At 43.0% G+C, this 16,014-nt stretch carries 14 protein-coding genes; 10 read left to right on the top strand and 4 right to left on the bottom strand.

The window, feature by feature from the left end:
* Positions 1-59: 59 nt before the first annotated feature.
* The gene (locus ACO067_RS05030) at positions 60-1,058 is read right to left on the bottom strand and encodes an acyl-CoA reductase (protein WP_421871453.1); all 999 of its coding nucleotides are present in this window, start codon (positions 1,056-1,058) and stop codon (positions 60-62) included.
* An 85-nt stretch (positions 1,059-1,143) separates the two neighbouring features.
* On the opposite strand from ACO067_RS05030, the gene ACO067_RS05025 reads away from it, so the two are divergent.
* Positions 1,144-1,491, top strand: coding sequence for a 4Fe-4S dicluster domain-containing protein (locus ACO067_RS05025; protein WP_421871451.1), 348 nt, complete (start codon positions 1,144-1,146; stop codon positions 1,489-1,491).
* A gap of 59 nt (positions 1,492-1,550) precedes the next feature.
* Here ACO067_RS05025 and ACO067_RS05020 read toward each other — a convergent pair whose 3' ends face one another.
* Positions 1,551-2,453, bottom strand: coding sequence for a DUF58 domain-containing protein (locus ACO067_RS05020; RefSeq protein WP_421871449.1), 903 nt, complete (start codon positions 2,451-2,453; stop codon positions 1,551-1,553).
* 173 nt (positions 2,454-2,626) lie between these two features.
* Between ACO067_RS05020 and ACO067_RS05015 the strand changes: the two genes are divergently transcribed.
* The 4 genes from ACO067_RS05015 (at position 2,627) to ACO067_RS05000 (ending at position 6,113) form a co-directional block, all read left to right on the top strand.
* Positions 2,627-2,977, top strand: coding sequence for a DUF3276 family protein (locus tag ACO067_RS05015; protein WP_421878270.1), 351 nt, complete (start codon positions 2,627-2,629; stop codon positions 2,975-2,977).
* A 57-nt stretch (positions 2,978-3,034) separates the two neighbouring features.
* Positions 3,035-4,126: an AI-2E family transporter gene (locus ACO067_RS05010; RefSeq protein WP_421871447.1), complete on the top strand. Its 1,092-nt coding sequence runs from the start codon at positions 3,035-3,037 to the stop codon at positions 4,124-4,126.
* Positions 4,127-4,129: 3 nt separating this feature from the next.
* The gene (gene ychF / locus ACO067_RS05005) at positions 4,130-5,227 is read left to right on the top strand and encodes a redox-regulated ATPase YchF (RefSeq protein ID WP_421871446.1); all 1,098 of its coding nucleotides are present in this window, start codon (positions 4,130-4,132) and stop codon (positions 5,225-5,227) included.
* Between the two features lie 76 nt (positions 5,228-5,303).
* Positions 5,304-6,113: a CRISPR-associated endoribonuclease Cas6 gene (locus ACO067_RS05000; protein ID WP_421871444.1), complete on the top strand. Its 810-nt coding sequence runs from the start codon at positions 5,304-5,306 to the stop codon at positions 6,111-6,113.
* On the opposite strand, the gene ACO067_RS04995 is transcribed toward ACO067_RS05000, so the two are convergent.
* A complete protein-coding gene (locus ACO067_RS04995; protein ID WP_421871442.1) occupies positions 6,093-7,340 on the bottom strand; it encodes a type IX secretion system plug protein domain-containing protein in 1,248 nt (415 codons plus the stop codon). The two genes, ACO067_RS05000 and ACO067_RS04995, sit on opposite strands and share 21 nt — an antisense overlap.
* Positions 7,341-7,453: 113 nt before the next feature.
* On the opposite strand from ACO067_RS04995, the gene ACO067_RS04990 reads away from it, so the two are divergent.
* The 4 genes from ACO067_RS04990 to ACO067_RS04975 all read left to right on the top strand — a co-directional run bounded on the left by ACO067_RS04990 (position 7,454) and on the right by ACO067_RS04975 (position 12,296).
* Positions 7,454-8,014, top strand: a complete 561-nt coding sequence (locus ACO067_RS04990; protein WP_421871440.1) for an RNA polymerase sigma factor — start codon at positions 7,454-7,456, stop codon at positions 8,012-8,014.
* Positions 7,992-9,323 (top strand): hypothetical protein, encoded by a 1,332-nt coding sequence (locus tag ACO067_RS04985; RefSeq protein WP_421871439.1) that lies wholly within the window; start codon positions 7,992-7,994, stop codon positions 9,321-9,323. Before ACO067_RS04990 ends, ACO067_RS04985 begins: the two co-directional genes overlap by 23 nt.
* 58 nt (positions 9,324-9,381) lie before the next feature.
* Positions 9,382-9,507 carry a hypothetical protein gene (locus ACO067_RS04980; protein WP_421871437.1) on the top strand — a complete coding sequence of 42 codons (126 nt, stop codon included), beginning with the start codon at positions 9,382-9,384 and terminating at the stop codon, positions 9,505-9,507.
* A 164-nt stretch (positions 9,508-9,671) separates the two neighbouring features.
* On the top strand, positions 9,672-12,296 hold the full coding sequence (locus ACO067_RS04975; protein ID WP_421871434.1) for a DUF5916 domain-containing protein: 2,625 nt from the start codon (positions 9,672-9,674) through the stop codon (positions 12,294-12,296).
* A 10-nt stretch (positions 12,297-12,306) separates the two neighbouring features.
* Here the strand turns inward: ACO067_RS04975 and ACO067_RS04970 are convergent, their stop codons facing one another.
* On the bottom strand, positions 12,307-13,617 hold the full coding sequence (locus tag ACO067_RS04970) for a BNR repeat-containing protein (RefSeq protein WP_421871432.1): 1,311 nt from the start codon (positions 13,615-13,617) through the stop codon (positions 12,307-12,309).
* 181 nt (positions 13,618-13,798) lie between these two features.
* Between ACO067_RS04970 and ACO067_RS04965 the strand changes: the two genes are divergently transcribed.
* A complete protein-coding gene (locus tag ACO067_RS04965) occupies positions 13,799-15,955 on the top strand; it encodes a glycoside hydrolase family 3 C-terminal domain-containing protein (RefSeq protein ID WP_421871430.1) in 2,157 nt (718 codons plus the stop codon).
* Positions 15,956-16,014 lie beyond the last annotated feature (59 nt).

Below are 16,014 nucleotides of genomic sequence, written 5' to 3'. Positions count from 1 at the left end.
TAGAAGGGCTGTTTACCGTGTAAGCAGCCCTTCTTTGGTTATTGACCTAGAAGTATTAATCAAAGCTTCTCTAAAAACTCCAACGTATCCACATTATCTGCATAATCCCATGGCTCTGGTAGTTGCCCGGAACCGAAAGGAATTTTATTCTTACCCATAATGCATTGGAGCTTATCACCATAGGATTCTATGATAGAATTGAGCTCTTCCGTGCTGTTGTATTCTTCTGCATGAAGAATGGAAATAGGAGACACCAAATTCTCCGTTGGCAACCAAAGCAAGAATCCATTATCCAGGTGTTTGGTGCCGTTTACCAGCAAAATCGATTTGTGATAGTCGTAGTTGTTTCGGTATTTGTAATGATCGCCTACTGCTTTGTAATCTTCTATAGCTTCAAAGAATGTTGAGGGATCATAACCCGAAGGAACAAGTACCTTGGAGACATTGCGGCAACCAAGGCCAAAATACCAGAAAATGTCTTTACCTAGTTCATGAAGCTCTTCTGGTGTTTCTGTTCCATCCAATATAGCGATTGAGGTTCTGTTCTTTCGAATGATCTTCGGATGATCTTTGAAGTAGTATTCAAAATATCTGGCAGTATTGTCACTGCCGGTGGCGATGAGTGCATCAATATTCGTAAGTCGTTCTCTGGCTTCTAGGTTTTTTTTGAATCGGGGTTCAATCTCCAGCAGCCAGTCAACGAGCAGTTGTACCAGATAAGTATCCTGTGAGCTGGTTTTGATCGCGGCAAAATGACCAGATAGTAATACACACAGCAAATCATGAAACCCTACCAATGGTATATTTCCAGCCATGATGACTCCAACTATTTTTGGAACTTCGGCTTCAAGTGAGGTATAGTTTTTGGTCCATGACTTGAGTTTTTCTGATTGGAGCATGAAGGCGATTCCCTCAAATGCTCGTTTGACATTGTCCTCTGTGAACCATTGATTTTGAGATTGCGCTCTGTAGGCGTATTCTTCTAGCTTGTCAGATGATAATTTGGTGATTTTCTCTCCCAAAGCTGCAAAAGCATCAATTCTTTCGTTCAGAGTCATTTAATTGTCAGGATATTGTTTGCACGCAAACTTATTGTAGATAATTTTGTTCACTGTTGTTGTACGACATAAAATAAGTTTCAACATGGCAATAATGATCACAGATGAATGCATCAACTGCGGTGCATGCGAGCCGGAATGCCCAAACACTGCTATCTACGAAGGTGGAGTGGAGTGGAAATGGTCTGATGGCACGGATCTGAAAGAGGTTGAAATGGAGGACGGAACTGTCATAGATGGTGAAGAAACTCAAGAACCTGTTTCAGACGAATTTTATTACATCGTTTCAGGAAAGTGTACTGAATGTACCGGTTTTCATGAAGAACCTCAGTGCGCTGCTGTCTGTCCGGTGGATTGTTGTGTGCCTGATCCAGACTATGAGGAAACTCAAGAAGAGCTCGAAGCGAAAAAAGAGTGGTTGCACATTGAGTAGCAATCACCTGGAGATATAAAAAAAGCGGGCTTGACCCGCTTTTTTTATGTCTTAGTATGTCATCGCATACGTTTTCGTTTGATCAGGTAAGCACCAAGTATCTTTTCAAAGCTATCTGACACATTTGCTTCGATCATGTCGATCTTATAGGAGCCACACTTCAGTTTGAGTTCTTGGTAGAGAGCTTCCATTCGATCCTTATAGGCTTCCTTTATATCTCTTGGGTTTAGTTTCACGGACTGCTGGGTCTCCAGATCAATGAATCGGTGTGGACGATCCTCGAATTCGAACTCTAGTTCGGTAGCATGATCGGTCACATGGAATATGAGGATTTCGTGTTTGTTGTGCTTCAGGTGTTGAAGGGCCTTGAAGATTTCATCCAGATCATTGGTCTTTTGGAACATATCACTAAAGATGATCACAAGCGATCTTCGGTGAATCTTTTGTGCGATCTGATGAAGTACTCCAGAGACATCTGTAGCATTATCTCCTTCAGCATTTAGCTGCTCACGAAGGTGAGTGAGTAGTTGACTCAAATGCGACTTGGTAGTTTTTAAAGGAGATTGGTACAGAATCTTATCTGAGAAAGTCGTCAGACCTACTGCATCACGTTGTGAGGTGAGTAAATAGGCTAGTGCAGCAGCGCACAATACCGAAAACTTAAGCTTTTCATTATGGGGTTTGGGATAGTGCATCGAGTTGGAGACATCCAGTAAAATCTGTGCGCGCAGATTTGTTTCTTCTTCAAACTGTTTGGTGTATAACCGGTCCGTTCGAGCATAGACTTTCCAGTCTACGTGACGAGTACTTTCACCGAAGTTGTAGAGTTTATGCTCTGCAAACTCTACCGAAAAACCATGATAGGGTGATTTATGCAAGCCAGTGATAAACCCCTCTACCAGTTGTTTGGCTAGTAAGTCGAGGTTTTCGAATTGTTTGATATCAGCTAATCGGATGTCCATTTATGCTAATCTTCAGGTTTTATCTTCATGATTCTTCTACCAAAGTAACGTAATTTCAGATGAAGTCTTAAAATATGTCGTTTGCATTTGTCAATTTTTAAATGCTATATTTAACTGCAAATTGATTGAACCGAATCAGTAACGATTTAAAGACCAAACAAACATTTAGAATTGTGGAAGAGAATAAGGAAAAAGGGAGAGACGAGATTTATTCGGAGAGAGTGAGAGCGGGAAAGCGGACCTATTTTTTTGACGTAAAGTCTACCAGATCCAATGATTATTACCTAACGATCACAGAAAGCAAGAGAAGATTTAAAGATGACGGTTTCTATTATGAGAAGCACAAGATCTTTTTGTACAAAGAGGATTTTCACAAGTTTGTGGAAGCTCTGAATGAAACTGTCAATCATGTGAAAACAGAGCTTCTTCCTGAGGTGGATTTTTCACAGTTTGAGAACAATGATTCAGATGAGGCCGAAACCCTCAATGTCACTGATGATGATTCTGACCTGAAATGGGATTAATTCAATAGATATTTGATAAAAAGCTCCTTCCTACGGAGCTTTTCTTATTTTTAGGCCATGAACCGCACTTTGGCCGCTATCATTGGTTTTGTCATCCTGCTGGGAGTAGCTGTATGGTATTTCTCCAATATCTTCGTTTACCTCACTATATCTATTGTTTTGGCCACAGTTTTGCGGCCGCTCACCAATCAAATCACTCGGTTTCAGCTTTTTGGAGGTAAGATTCCTCGTTTTGTGGCCATACTCAGTTCTTACCTGGTCGTAGTGGCTGTTCTTACCTTGTTTGTTTTGCTTTTTGTTCCGCTGATCTCAGAGCAGATCGAAGTGTTAAGCGCACTAGAATTCAATGTAGTATATGATTCTCTGGTAGCGCCCCTTCGATGGGTGGAACAAGTGATGATCAGCAACCATCTGACGGAACAAGAGTCGGGTTTTTTGGTCAATTCCACCCGGGAAGGATTACTCGGTTTTATCAAAGAAATTAACGTAACGGATGTTTTCAATCAGGTATTGTCTCTCACCGGGAGTTTTTTTGTAGGTGTGCTGGCCGTTACGTTTATTACGTTCTTTTTGCTTTATGAAAATGGCATCATCAGGCGTCAGCTAATTGCCTTGATTCCTAATCAGTATTTTGAAGTTTTTATTTCTGCTCTCTATAAGATTGAGCGGTTACTTTCCAATTTTCTGATTGGCATCCTTTTTCAGATGTTTTCTATTTTCAGTTTGGCTTCTATTGGCTTGTCTATAGTGGGCGTTAATTATGCAGTCACCATAGCTGTGTTTGCGGCCATTGCCAATCTGATTCCCTACTTAGGACCTTTACTAGGAGGAATATTTGGGATTTTGGTCGCCATCAGCACTTCTGGTGATTTCTCATTTAGCAATGACAACATTCTATTGATTGTTAAGGTGTTTTCCGTTTTTGGAATCGTCCAGGCCATTGACAACATTGTACTACAGCCACTTATTTTCTCGAAAAGTGTGAAAGCTCACCCTTTAGAAATATTTGTCATTATTTTTGTGGGCGCAACCGTGGCGGGGATCCCCGGTATGATTGTGGCTATACCGGTGTACACTGTGGTAAGAGTCTCATCCACAGAGATATACGCTGGTTTTAATCAATACAAAGTATTTAAAAGCAAGAGCTGAGATATGGGATTAAGATGTGGAATTGTAGGGCTTCCCAATGTAGGAAAATCCACTTTGTTTAATGCACTTTCCAACGCCAAAGCTGAGGCGGCGAACTTTCCTTTTTGTACCATAGAGCCCAATGTGGGTGTCATTACCGTCCCAGATGAGCGGTTGGATGTTTTAAAAGACCTTGTGCACCCAGAGAAAGTGGTGCCTACAGTGATTGAATTCGTAGATATTGCTGGATTAGTTAAAGGTGCCAGCAAAGGTGAAGGCCTTGGAAATCAATTTCTTGCCAATATTCGTGAAGTGGACGCCATTATACACGTGGTGAGATGCTTTGACAATGACAATATTGTACACGTAGAGGGTCGTGTCAATCCGGTGGAGGATAAAGATGTGATTGATACTGAACTTCAATTTAAAGATTTGGAGTCGGTGGATAAACGTATCCAGCGTGTAGAAAAAATTGCTAAAAGTGGTGATGCTAAAGCCAAGAAGGAATTGGACGTGTTACTGGCTTTTAAAAAACACCTCGAATCTGGACAAAATGCTCGGGCATTAGAAATGGACAAGGAGCAGAGAATACTGGTTAAAGAACTGCAGTTACTCACCGATAAGCCGATCATTTATGTAGCCAATGTGGAGGAAGAAAACGTAAATACCGGCAATCAGTACAGCAAGACTTTTGAAGAAGCAGTGGCTGCTGAAAATGCCCTGGTAGTAAAAGTATCCGCAGCACTAGAGGCTCAAATAGCAGAATTTGAGGATCCGGATGACAAAGCCATGTTCTTGGAAGAATATGGTTTGAAAGAGTCAGGATTAAATAGACTGATCAAAGCGGCGTATTCACTATTGGATCTGATTACCTATTTCACTGCTGGAGTACAGGAAGTACGTGCATGGACGATCAAAAAAGGATGGAAAGCACCCGCAGCTGCCGGAGTGATTCATACAGACTTTGAGCGAGGGTTCATCAAAGCGGAAGTGATCAAAATGGAAGATTACAAGCAGTACGGTTCCGAGCAGGCATGCAAGGAAGCAGGCAAACTATCCATTGAAGGAAAAGAGTATGTGGTTCATGATGGGGATATCATGCATTTCCGATTTAATGTTTAAGAAATACTTCAATTCGCTAAACAAAAAATCTTAACACCTTGTTGCGGTCGTAGTTCTATTTTTTAACCATAGTGCCGTGAGAGTTAGGATAACATTTAACGTCAGCAACAGAGGAGCATTGGTTCCTTTCCACCATCAATTTCTGATATCAGAAGTTTTAAAGGATTTATTGAAAAATGATCAGTCAGATGAATTCAAAGAATACCCGTTCTTTAGTTTTTCTGGCTTGAAAGGTCAGACCAGGTTAAGCCGAAATGGCCTGAGGTACAATTCCAAAAAAGTAACCATTGTGATTTCTTCACTGAGTGAGTCCTTTATCAGGCACATTGTAGCTCTGGTGTTGAAGCAGGATACTATCCAGATAGCTGAACTGATCATTCACCCTGAGCTAGCAGAAGAGGAGGTCTCAATTAGCCTGGAACGAGGCACTAAATACCTGTGCATTAGCCCTCTGGTGCTCATATCGCCAGATGCTGATTCACAGTCCGCGAAGGAATTTATAGATCCTTCTCTCGACGAATTCTCGGACTTCCTGTATGAAACCACCATCAATAGGATGACCAAATATGGATTTGACATAGAGTCTATTCCTGAAGTGCAGAAATTCCAGTTGGTTCCGGATAAGGAATATTTAGAGAAAATCAGAAGTTCGAATAAGAAATTTGCCAGAATCTACCCGGTTTACTTTGATGGTGAGAAGAAAGAAGTGCGAGGTTATACTTTTCCGTTTACGCTCTATGCAGCCAAGGAAATCCAGGATTTTATATTCACTTGTGGATTAGGTTCTCAATGTTGCAAAGGGTTTGGCATGTTGGATTTGGCCAATTCCAATCCCGTCGAACGCACCGTACCATTCATGAACAAATCAGAACTGGTTTCGGCTTGAGGTTAGCTGATATCCAACTAGTTCTTCGTAGTTATTGAAGGGGCTGCGGAAGTACACCAGTATTTCGTAATCGTTGATGGTTTGGTAGTGGCTCCCTTCCATATAGGTGACTGGCAAGTCTGGAGCATCGGTCCAGTACATGTAATCATAATATCCTTGCTTAAGTAGCAATCGGCCTTTGTAGCCTCCCAGAGCTTGATCGTATACCATTTTATTAGCTTCAGCAAGCTGCCAGTTATTGTACCTGCCGACAATGTAAACTTCACCATCTACGCGCTCTGAGTTCAGCTCAAAGTGTGTTTCTATATATTCGCTCTCCAGCTGACTGTCGTTTGGATCGGTATTTTGCAAATAATACCCACCATTTAGGTCATCATTCAACTGCTGGGAGTAAGCGAGGTTATTTCTAGATCGGTCCAATCCTAAGAATGCCTGTACGCGTGAGTCTTCCATCCGTATGTTGGAGACATTGCGTCCTCTGAATTCAGTGGAACGAATATCAAAAAACCGAAATTCATTCCATGCAGGGAAGTTGTTTTCACTATTGAAGTGCTGATACTCCATGAACCCTTCATCCTGCCGTATTCTTGTCGGTTTTAAATCATCGATCATTGTATTCCAATTGTGATTTTGGAGGATCACCACCTTAATGTCATTAAGAGGGTTGATGTTTTCTATCCCTTCAAAGTAAATACCGAATTCGATCTGTTGGTTTAGTTCTCGCTTAGAGACAATATTGCTCGATCTGATACTGGATTGAATTCTAGCGCGATTATCGTACACTAAAAACCGCCTGGTAAAGAGTAGATCTGATTGGTCACTGTCACGGTTGGCAATTAATAGGTAGTTGCCAGACTTAATCGGTGTGGGAAGGTTTACTCCATATTTTACGTATTGTGTTCGGGTGTTTTGTGAGAAGTCGTATTCGTTGACCGCAAACTCATTGTACTCTTTCAGGAACTGTATGTCGTTGAGGTTGGATTCCTTCCAGTCGGACGTACAGTGTATCATCCTTACATTGACATAATCAGCATTTTTTTGAAGTAGGTCAAATTCTAATCGCATTCCAGATTGGTTGGCCAGAGCAATGGTCGGGTATTCAATACTGCTTTGAGGGCTGGAACCGTTGGGATATAATTGGACCATTCCTATGTTGGTTTCATAGTCCTGGTTGTCATAAATGATTTTTTTACCAGAGGTTGAGGAGCTATCAGTGCTAACTGGCACGCAACTTGTTGTAAAGAGGATTATAAGAATTGATGGAAGATATTTCATAGATTTGTTATACTGATTCCAACGATTTGCAAGATATCAGAGTCTAATGATTTAAACTATACTGAATGACTTTCAGTGACGAAGACCTAATCGACGCCTGCTCCAAAGGAAAACGCAAAGCACAGGAAGAATTGTATGCCCGTTACAGTTCTAAGATGTATCCTATTGCCTTGCGCTATTCTAAGATGCAGCAGGAAGCCGAAGATATCTTGCAAGAAGCCTTCATCAAAGTTTTCAAAAACATTAAGGATTTCCGCAAGGATTCGTCACTGGGGTACTGGATCAAGCGTATTGTAATCAATACCGCATTGAACCATCAGCGCAGTAAGTTGTATCTCTACCCGATGGTAGATATAAGCGACCTAAGAAATCATACTGGTCCAGAGCTCACCTTGTCCAATTTTAGTTACAAGGAGCTTTTGGCTATGATCCGACGGTTGCCAACCGGATGCCAGGTAATCTTTAATCTTTATGCGATCGAAGGTTACAAGCATCATGAGATTGCGGACCAGCTGAATATCAGTGAAGGAACAAGTAAATCGCAATATGCCAGAGCAAAGAGCTTGCTGAAGGAGTGGATTTCAGAAAATAACAATATGGATTATGACCGGGCGGGAGAATTCTGAAGAACAATTTGAAAAAGAATGGCGTGAAGCCTTTGATGAGTGGAGCGAAGAACCACCAAAAACTGTCTGGACAGGAATAGACAGACAGTTAGCCTATGAAGATTTGGGGGCATATAAAACCAAACTTGCTGTGTATCGATGGGTTGCTGCTGCTGTAGTACTAATGGCGGTATCTTTTGGTGTTATAAACTATTTTTCCCAGCAGTCTGAAAACTATGTCATCACAGCAGCAGCAGACATAAATGCTCCCAATCCAGAATTACCTTTTGATTGGGCTATTGATAATTGGTTCGAACGCAATACATCTCCACAAGTGAATGGGTTTTCTAGTGTCGGTAGTGGTGTGCAAGACATTGCCTCTATATCGGGACTAGCAGGGGAAGAGGAGAGCAATGGGTTAATGCCACTTTACGAGATCCAACCTCTGACCAGTAGGCCATTAGAAGTACAATTTTCCAACTCATATCAGGACAAGCATCTGTACTATTTACCTGTTTATAATTTTCAGAAAAAGAAGAAAGCGGCTGAATCATCCCAGTATTGGGCAGGATTGGATGTGGGTTCTGGTAGCTTCAATCCCAACTATTCGAGTTCTGCCAATTCGTTAGCGAGTAATCTAGGAGTAAATGCAGCATCTGGTTTTTCACAAAATAGCAACCGTGCATTTGATAGTCAGTCACCCACAGTGCGCGAAAATATGACTGCCGGAGAAACGGTCTCTATGGGTGTTAACTTTGGCTTGAAACTGGGTGAAAGATGGACGCTGGAGAGTGGTGTGCAATATGCTAGGGCAGATGCGATGACTGAAACCAACCTTATCGTGCGAAGTGACAACTTTCAGGAGGTGATACCAGCTACTGTCCAGAGTAAGAATATTCCAGCGGTAGTCACAGAGCTATCTAAAAAAGCAGTAGTCGAATATGATTACCGAGACGTAAATATGAATAATGTCTTCGAATTCACCTCCATTCCAGTCAAGGCGGGATATGTGCTGCTAGATGAAAAGTTTAGCATGGAATTGAATGCAGGGGTGGTGGCAAATATCTACTTGGGCAACAGACTTTCTACATCAGACCCCAACGTAGCGGAGTTGACAATAGGTCCTGGTGATTCATCCCCTTACAGAGATCTTAGTTTTAGTGGGCTGGCTGGTGTACAACTGGGTTATCGGTTCATGAAAAATTTCGACTTTGTATTAGAGCCGAATTACCGTCAGTCGATTAATTCCATCACTAAGTCGAATAGTAGTTTCGTAGCAAATCCATCTGGTTTTGCTTTGACTACAGGTTTGAGATATAATTTCAATTAAGTTCCAACCCTCCGACCACTGGTAGGGTCTATACAATCGATAACTAATTACGCCAGATATGAAAGACGAGAGAATTGCTTCCGAGCAGCTTGTGGATGAGAAGCCACAGAAGCTCGATTTGATTAGACTATCCACATTAACCTTGTTGGTATTGATCTTTTTATCCTTACTATATGTAGGTTAATAGCGGAGCGTTTGTCATTTGGCCGGCCTGAAAACAATTTCCAATTTACCATTGGTCATGTTTTTGAGCCGGCCAATCTTTTTTATGTAACCTCCATGCTTTTCTGTAGTATTCCTTAGCACAACAACTAACTGAAATCCAGCATTGCTGGTCTGACCCGACTGATGAGATTTTTGATTACCCTACTACTGATGGGAGGATTTTTTGCTGCCACATCACAGGCAGAGCCACCCAGAAGGACCTATACTACAGCACATACTGGTAGCATTACACCTACTATAGATGGCCTGCTCGATGATGAAGCGTGGGAGCAAGTGGAATGGGCCGGTGATTTTATACAGCGACAGCCTGTGGATGGAGCCAAACCTTCTCAAGAAACTCAATTCAAGATTCTATATGATGCAAAGTACCTCTACGTGGGAATTCGGGCTTTTGATACAGAACCCGATAAAGTCGTTCGCAGAATGTCTCGTCGGGACGGGTTTGAAGGGGATTTTGTGGAAATCAATATTGACAGCTATGCCGACAAACGTACGGCATTTAGTTTCTCGGCCTCCGCCTCCGGTGTGAAGGGTGAGGAGTATATCTCCAATAATGGTCAGAATTGGGACGCCACCTGGGATCCAATCTGGTATCTCAAAACTAGCGTGGATGATCAGGGGTGGATCGCTGAATTCAAAATCCCACTATCCCAATTGAGGTTTGCCGATAAGCAATCACATGTCTGGGGCATACAGGTCATGCGGATGTTGTTTCGTGAGCAGGAGCGTTCCTATTGGCAGCCGATTCCTCAGGCAGCTCCTGGCTGGGTGCACTTGTTTGGTGAGATGGATGGGATAGTCGGAATCAAACCACAAAAGCAACTAGAAATACAACCGTACATACTAGCCAAAACAGAAAGAAGTCCCATAGAGGAGGGCAACCCTTATGCTACTGGTAAGTCTAGCGATATTGACCTTGGTGTGGATGCCAAAATTGGGCTAACGAGCGATGTGACACTTGATTTGACTATTAATCCTGATTTTGGGCAAGTGGAGGCCGATCCATCCAGAGTTAACTTATCGGCATTTCAGCTTTTCTTTCAGGAACGCAGACCGTTTTTTCTGGAAGGTAACAACATATTGAACTTTAGACTGACAGAGTCTTCGGCGGGTGGTCCCTTCAATAATGACAACATGTTTTACTCCCGAAGGATAGGTGGTAGACCTTCGTATTACCCAGATGCTGAAGATATAGCCTATGTAGATGATATTAACAATACCCGGATACTTGGAGCCGCAAAACTCACTGGTAAAAATAAAAATGGCTTCTCATGGGGAGTGCTTGAATCGGTGACCCGAAAAGAAAAGGTGGAGGTCACTGATACCCTGGGCAATACCCGAATGGAATCTGTAGAACCAATGACCAACTATGTGGTGGAACGTGTACAGCAAGATATTAACCAGGGAAACGCACTAATAGGAGCCATGGTCACTGCTACTAATAGAAATCTGGATGAAGACCGCTTTGATTACTTACATGATGATGCTTATAGTGCAGGTGTCGACTTTACGCAAAACTTTATCAATAGGAATTATTATGTAAATGTCAATGGCGTATTTAGTCATGTCAACGGAAGCGCCACGTCGGTACTCGCCACACAAACGTCAAGCGAGAGGTATTTTCAGCGTCAAGACAATCGAAGGAGTGAGGTAGATTCTACCCGAACATCTCTGACGGGAACGTCGGCTAGTCTCGCCCTGGGCAAACGAAATGGGAAACTTGTATTTCAAGCTGGAGCTACCATGAGGTCACCTGAGTTTGAGCTCAATGATGTGGGCTTTTTAGTACAGTCTGATTATATATCACAGTGGTCTTGGGCTCAATATCGAATATTGAAGCCCTTTGGTGTATTTCGCTGGATGCGGTTCAATGCCAATCAATACCTCACTTGGGATTTTGATGGAGTTAATCTATACCGAGCCATCAATCTCAACATGCACATGCAATTCAAGAATCTGTGGTTTGTAGGTATGGGGAGCACAGTGCAAGGGCAATCCATCTCTAATGCTGACTTGCGCGGAGGTCCGTCCATACGATACCCTGGAAGTGAGGAGTTTTGGCTGTATGTTAGTAGCAATGACAACAAAAAATTGTCAATGGAAATGAATCCATGGGTCGCTTTTGGAAATCATGATAATTTTTACGGCAAGGGTGTAGATGTTAGTATCCGTTATCAACCAACCGATGCGTTGCGGCTTTCAGTCTCTCCAGGTATTTCATTCAATAATGATGAGTTGCAGTACGTCTCTTCTTATGCCAATGAATATGTCCTGGGTAAAATTGATCAGGTTACTTTTAGTGCTTCCTTTCGCGCCAATTACATCATTACTCCCAATCTATCCATTGAGTACTGGGGGCAGCCTTTTATCTCTCGTGGTGAATATTCCAACTTCAAACGTGTACTCAACGCCAACGCTTCTGAATACGATAGCAGATACCTGCCTTATGAGGAGAATCAGATATCTTTTATTCCTGGATCAGAGGTATACCATATAGATCATAATAATGATGGTGTGGTCGATCACGAGTTGGATGATCCTAACTTTAATTTCATGCAGTTTCGGTCCAACTGTGTACTCCGCTGGGAGTATGTGCCAGGTTCAACTCTTTTTCTAGTGTGGACTTCCAATGCATCTGAGTATCACAATTCGCGAACCAATACCTTCAGAGATCTGACTAGTGACTTGCATCGGGCAGAGGGGAGCAATATTTTCTTGCTGAAATATACCTATCGGTTCATCTTGTAAGCTTCGTTACTTAGTCCTGAGGTTTCCACTCCAATACCTTAACAGCGGTGGGAGCGGTATTGGACAATCCTTCACCATCTATCTGTACGGTGTTTTGTAGGAATACATGCAAAACCTGATTTCTTTCCCATTGTACAGGATCCAGCGTAGGTTCCCAACTGGCGTAAGCGTTTTCAGTTAGGTCTTTTATCCGCCACTTGCTCAAATCATTGAGAGGGGCATGGGCAACGGAGATGCGATTTGCGCGTTCTGCATCCCTGAAAATAATGTAGGCAAATGAGCTGGAAGCTACCACTTGTGGTCTGGAAATGGGAATTGCTTTCGTGCCTACTCCAGAAAGACTGAAATCCATTTTGCGAAATCCGAGAGAGTTTGTTTGCCACTTCCCTTGGCTTAGTGAGATCAGTTTGAACTGTGGAGCCTTGTCAGTACTATCTTTCCAGTAAGTGACGATCATCGGTTCACCTGTAGGCGTGGTGGTCATAGACGTTTGATTGATTAGTTCACTTCCCTGAGGTATTGGCTGGATGATTTCTGCTGTGGCAGCAGTAATGGGTAGCTGATAGGACGTTCCATTAGATCGCTCCCAGGACTTGCCCCCATCACGGGATCGGGCATAGCAGAGGTCGTGGTTACTGGCTACATCTGCTGACTCACGCCATACCCAACTGATGTGTATAATGCCATCCCTTGAAGTAGTTAGTTGCCAGTAGGCGTTGCGCATGCCTTCACCATCTATTAAGTTGTCCTGCAGTCGGGACCACTCTCCCGTATCGTCAGAATACTTGTTGAGGATTAAGTCTCCATTGCCTGATTCACCTGACCGGTAGGCAAACAGCATGTCCTCGGCGAGTGCATGAAACTCAGGATAGGTCACCACTTTTTCGAGAGTTCCGATCATGGGTTGCTCCTTACCCAGATCCAGACTTTCTGGCTCTAGCGAGCGGGCATATCTTAGATAGCTGTTGTGCTGATCCCAGCTGATATGAAGGTATCCCTCAGTATCTACAATTAGACTGATGCTATTGTGAGCATCTGCTGCATTTCCTTTGTATTGAGTACGTTGTAGCTCCCACGTATTAGTTCCTATTTTGCGCTTTCCCAGGATTACGTCCCGGTTGTTATCATAGAAGCCGATGTACTGATGGTCTTTGTACGTGTACAGGGAGTGTTTTCTGAAAATGACTGTATTGACCGAGTTCTTGGACCAGCCATTTGCTACATGACCAACCGAAATTTTGGGAGAGCAGGAGAAGTTTAATACTAAACCGATAATTAAGATCAAAAGAGTACACGGGGGACTGTAGGACTTCCAATTCATAGGGTGATGAAGATAACCATGTTTTGGTTAATCATGAGTTAGAAGATGTAAGATACAAGGGATAATAGTGTATGACTTTAGGCTAATAAAGACATATTGTGCCCATATCTGCTCAATATGCATACCCCGATGGGTAGATGCTCATTCTAAATTTGTCTTGACCAAAAAGACAACTAAACAAATGAATAAAGTATTAACGGCTGTGATCTGCATGGCTTTAATTGTGGCATGTACCACTCAAAAAGATACCTCAAAAGATGCTCCAATGGGAATAGATGAACTCGTAGATCAGATGACACTGGAAGAGAAGGTTCATATGCTACACGGTAGTGGCAAGTTTACCTCAGCGGGAGTGGAGCGACTAGGTGTGCCAAAGCTCAAATCCACAGATGGGCCTCTTGGTATTCGTGAAGAGATTCAAAATGATAGCTGGGCTCCGGCTGGTTGGGACAATGATTTTGCTACTTTTTTCCCGGCAGGTGGTGGACTTTCATCTACCTGGAACCTGGAGCTGGCCAAACGATACGGTGTGGCTATAGGGGAGGAAGCTCGTGCACGAGGCAAGGATGTACTCCTAGCTCCAGCAGTGAACCTAATTCGATCCCCACTTGGTGGACGAAATTTTGAGTATTTCACCGAGGATCCATTTCTAAATAAGGAGCTAGCAGTGCCTTACGTACTCGGTATGCAGGCGCAGGATGTTGCAGCATGCGTTAAGCATTATGCGATTAATAATCAGGAGACTCTTCGGGGTAGCATAGATGTTCAGGCTGATGAGCGGACTATTAGAGAAATGTACTTGCCGGTTTTTGAAGCTTCGGTCAAAGAGGGAAATGCCTACTCTGTCATGAGTGCCTATAACAGGTTTAGAGGAGCGTATCTCTCTGAGAATGATTACATGCTCAATCAGATTCTAAGAGAGGAGTGGGGATTCAAAGGTTTTGTGATGTCTGATTGGGGGGCAGTACATTCCACCGTGGAATCTGCCATGTATGGATTGGATATAGAAATGGGTACTGAGCTCGATGACTATGATGAGTGGTATTTTTCAGAGCCACTCATAGAAGCTGTGAAGTCTGGAAAAGTAGCTGAGGAAGTGATTGATGCCAAAGTGAAAAACATCCTGTATGTGATGCAGGAGATCAATGCTCTGGATACCGCAAAACGTAAAAAAGGATCAATAAACACACCTGAGCATCTGCAAGTAGCGTATGATGTGGCGGCAGAATCAATTATTCTTCTTAAAAATGCTAACAACATATTGCCTTTGGATGCCAGTGTAGTGAAGAGCGTGGCAGTGATAGGAGATAATGCCAAAAGGAAGCATGCAAATCAAGGGTTTGGCGCTGGTGTCAAAACCAAAACTGAGGTAACTCCTTACGATGGTCTGGTGGCCAAATTTCCGAATATTGAGATAAACTACGCTCAAGGATACAAGGAAAAGTACTTACCAAATGATTTGAATCGCTCATGGGGTTTACCAGTTGACTACACGGCTGACCCTGACCTGATCAAAGAAGCCGTGGCGGCTGCTAAAAAGTCCGATGTAGCGATCGTTTTTGGTGGATCCAATCGCCTGGTGGAAACAGAAGCAGAGGACCGGAAAGGGTTGAAACTGCCATTTGCTCAAGAGGAGCTGATCAAGGCAGTGAAGGCTGCAAATCCAAATACAATAGTGGTGATGGTGGCAGGAGCTCCATATGATGTGTCGGGTATTCATCAGACTGTAGATGGTCTACTTTGGAGCTGGTTTAACGGATCTCGTGCAGGAGATGCGATTGCTGATGTACTATTTGGGAACGTCAACCCAAGCGGAAAACTTCCGGTAACCTTTCCCGCAAAGCTTGAGGACTCTCCTGCTCATGCCACCGAAAGCTTCCCTGGCGGACCAGATGTGGTGAACTATGAAGAAGGAATATTGGTCGGATACAGATGGTTTGATACCAAAAACGTGGAACCATTCTACGCGTTTGGATACGGGCTATCCTATACCTCTTTCGAATACGGAGAGGTCTCTAGCAAACAGACTGATGATGTCATCCAGCTGAGTATGGATGTAACCAACACAGGAGAAGTGGCCGGTAAAGAAGTAGTTCAGGTTTACTTTTCCAAAGAGCAGTCAACAGTGGAACGTGCGGCAAAAGAACTAAAAGCATTCACTAAGGTGAGCCTCAATGGAGGGGAGAGTAAAATGGTAACTATAGAGGTACCCCTGAGTGAGTTGGCATATTATGACGTTTCAACAAGTGACTGGAAGGTAGAAAGTGGAGAATATAAGGTGCTAATAGGGGCCTCTTCCAGGGATATTCGCTCAGAAGGTTCGGTTACAATCAATTGATCTTTTTGGTGGCGATTGCATGAAGCACTGTCTTGATAGGCAGTGCTTTTTTTATGTGC

It is taken from the genome of Marinoscillum sp. (assembly GCF_965229915.1).
Lineage (GTDB): Bacteria > Bacteroidota > Bacteroidia > Cytophagales > Cyclobacteriaceae > Marinoscillum.
This window is presented reverse-complemented; position numbering and strand designations above follow the sequence as displayed.

Bases quoted from the DNA above. Each gene is read 5' to 3' on its own strand.
- ACO067_RS04990 (WP_421871440.1), top strand. From the start codon at position 7,454: ATGACTTTCAGTGACGAAGACCTAATCGACGCCTGCTCCAAAGGAAAA.
- ychF (WP_421871446.1), top strand. From the start codon at position 4,130: ATGGGATTAAGATGTGGAATTGTAGGGCTTCCCAATGTAGGAAAATCC.
- ACO067_RS04985 (WP_421871439.1), top strand. From the start codon at position 7,992: ATGACCGGGCGGGAGAATTCTGAAGAACAATTTGAAAAAGAATGGCGT.
- ACO067_RS05020 (WP_421871449.1), bottom strand. From the start codon at position 2,453: ATGGACATCCGATTAGCTGATATCAAACAATTCGAAAACCTCGACTTA.
- ACO067_RS04980 (WP_421871437.1), top strand. From the start codon at position 9,382: ATGAAAGACGAGAGAATTGCTTCCGAGCAGCTTGTGGATGAGAAGCCA.
- ACO067_RS04970 (WP_421871432.1), bottom strand. From the start codon at position 13,617: ATGAATTGGAAGTCCTACAGTCCCCCGTGTACTCTTTTGATCTTAATT.
- ACO067_RS04975 (WP_421871434.1), top strand. From the start codon at position 9,672: ATGAGATTTTTGATTACCCTACTACTGATGGGAGGATTTTTTGCTGCC.
- ACO067_RS05030 (WP_421871453.1), bottom strand. From the start codon at position 1,058: ATGACTCTGAACGAAAGAATTGATGCTTTTGCAGCTTTGGGAGAGAAA.
- ACO067_RS04965 (WP_421871430.1), top strand. From the start codon at position 13,799: ATGAATAAAGTATTAACGGCTGTGATCTGCATGGCTTTAATTGTGGCA.
- ACO067_RS05025 (WP_421871451.1), top strand. From the start codon at position 1,144: ATGGCAATAATGATCACAGATGAATGCATCAACTGCGGTGCATGCGAG.
- ACO067_RS05010 (WP_421871447.1), top strand. From the start codon at position 3,035: ATGAACCGCACTTTGGCCGCTATCATTGGTTTTGTCATCCTGCTGGGA.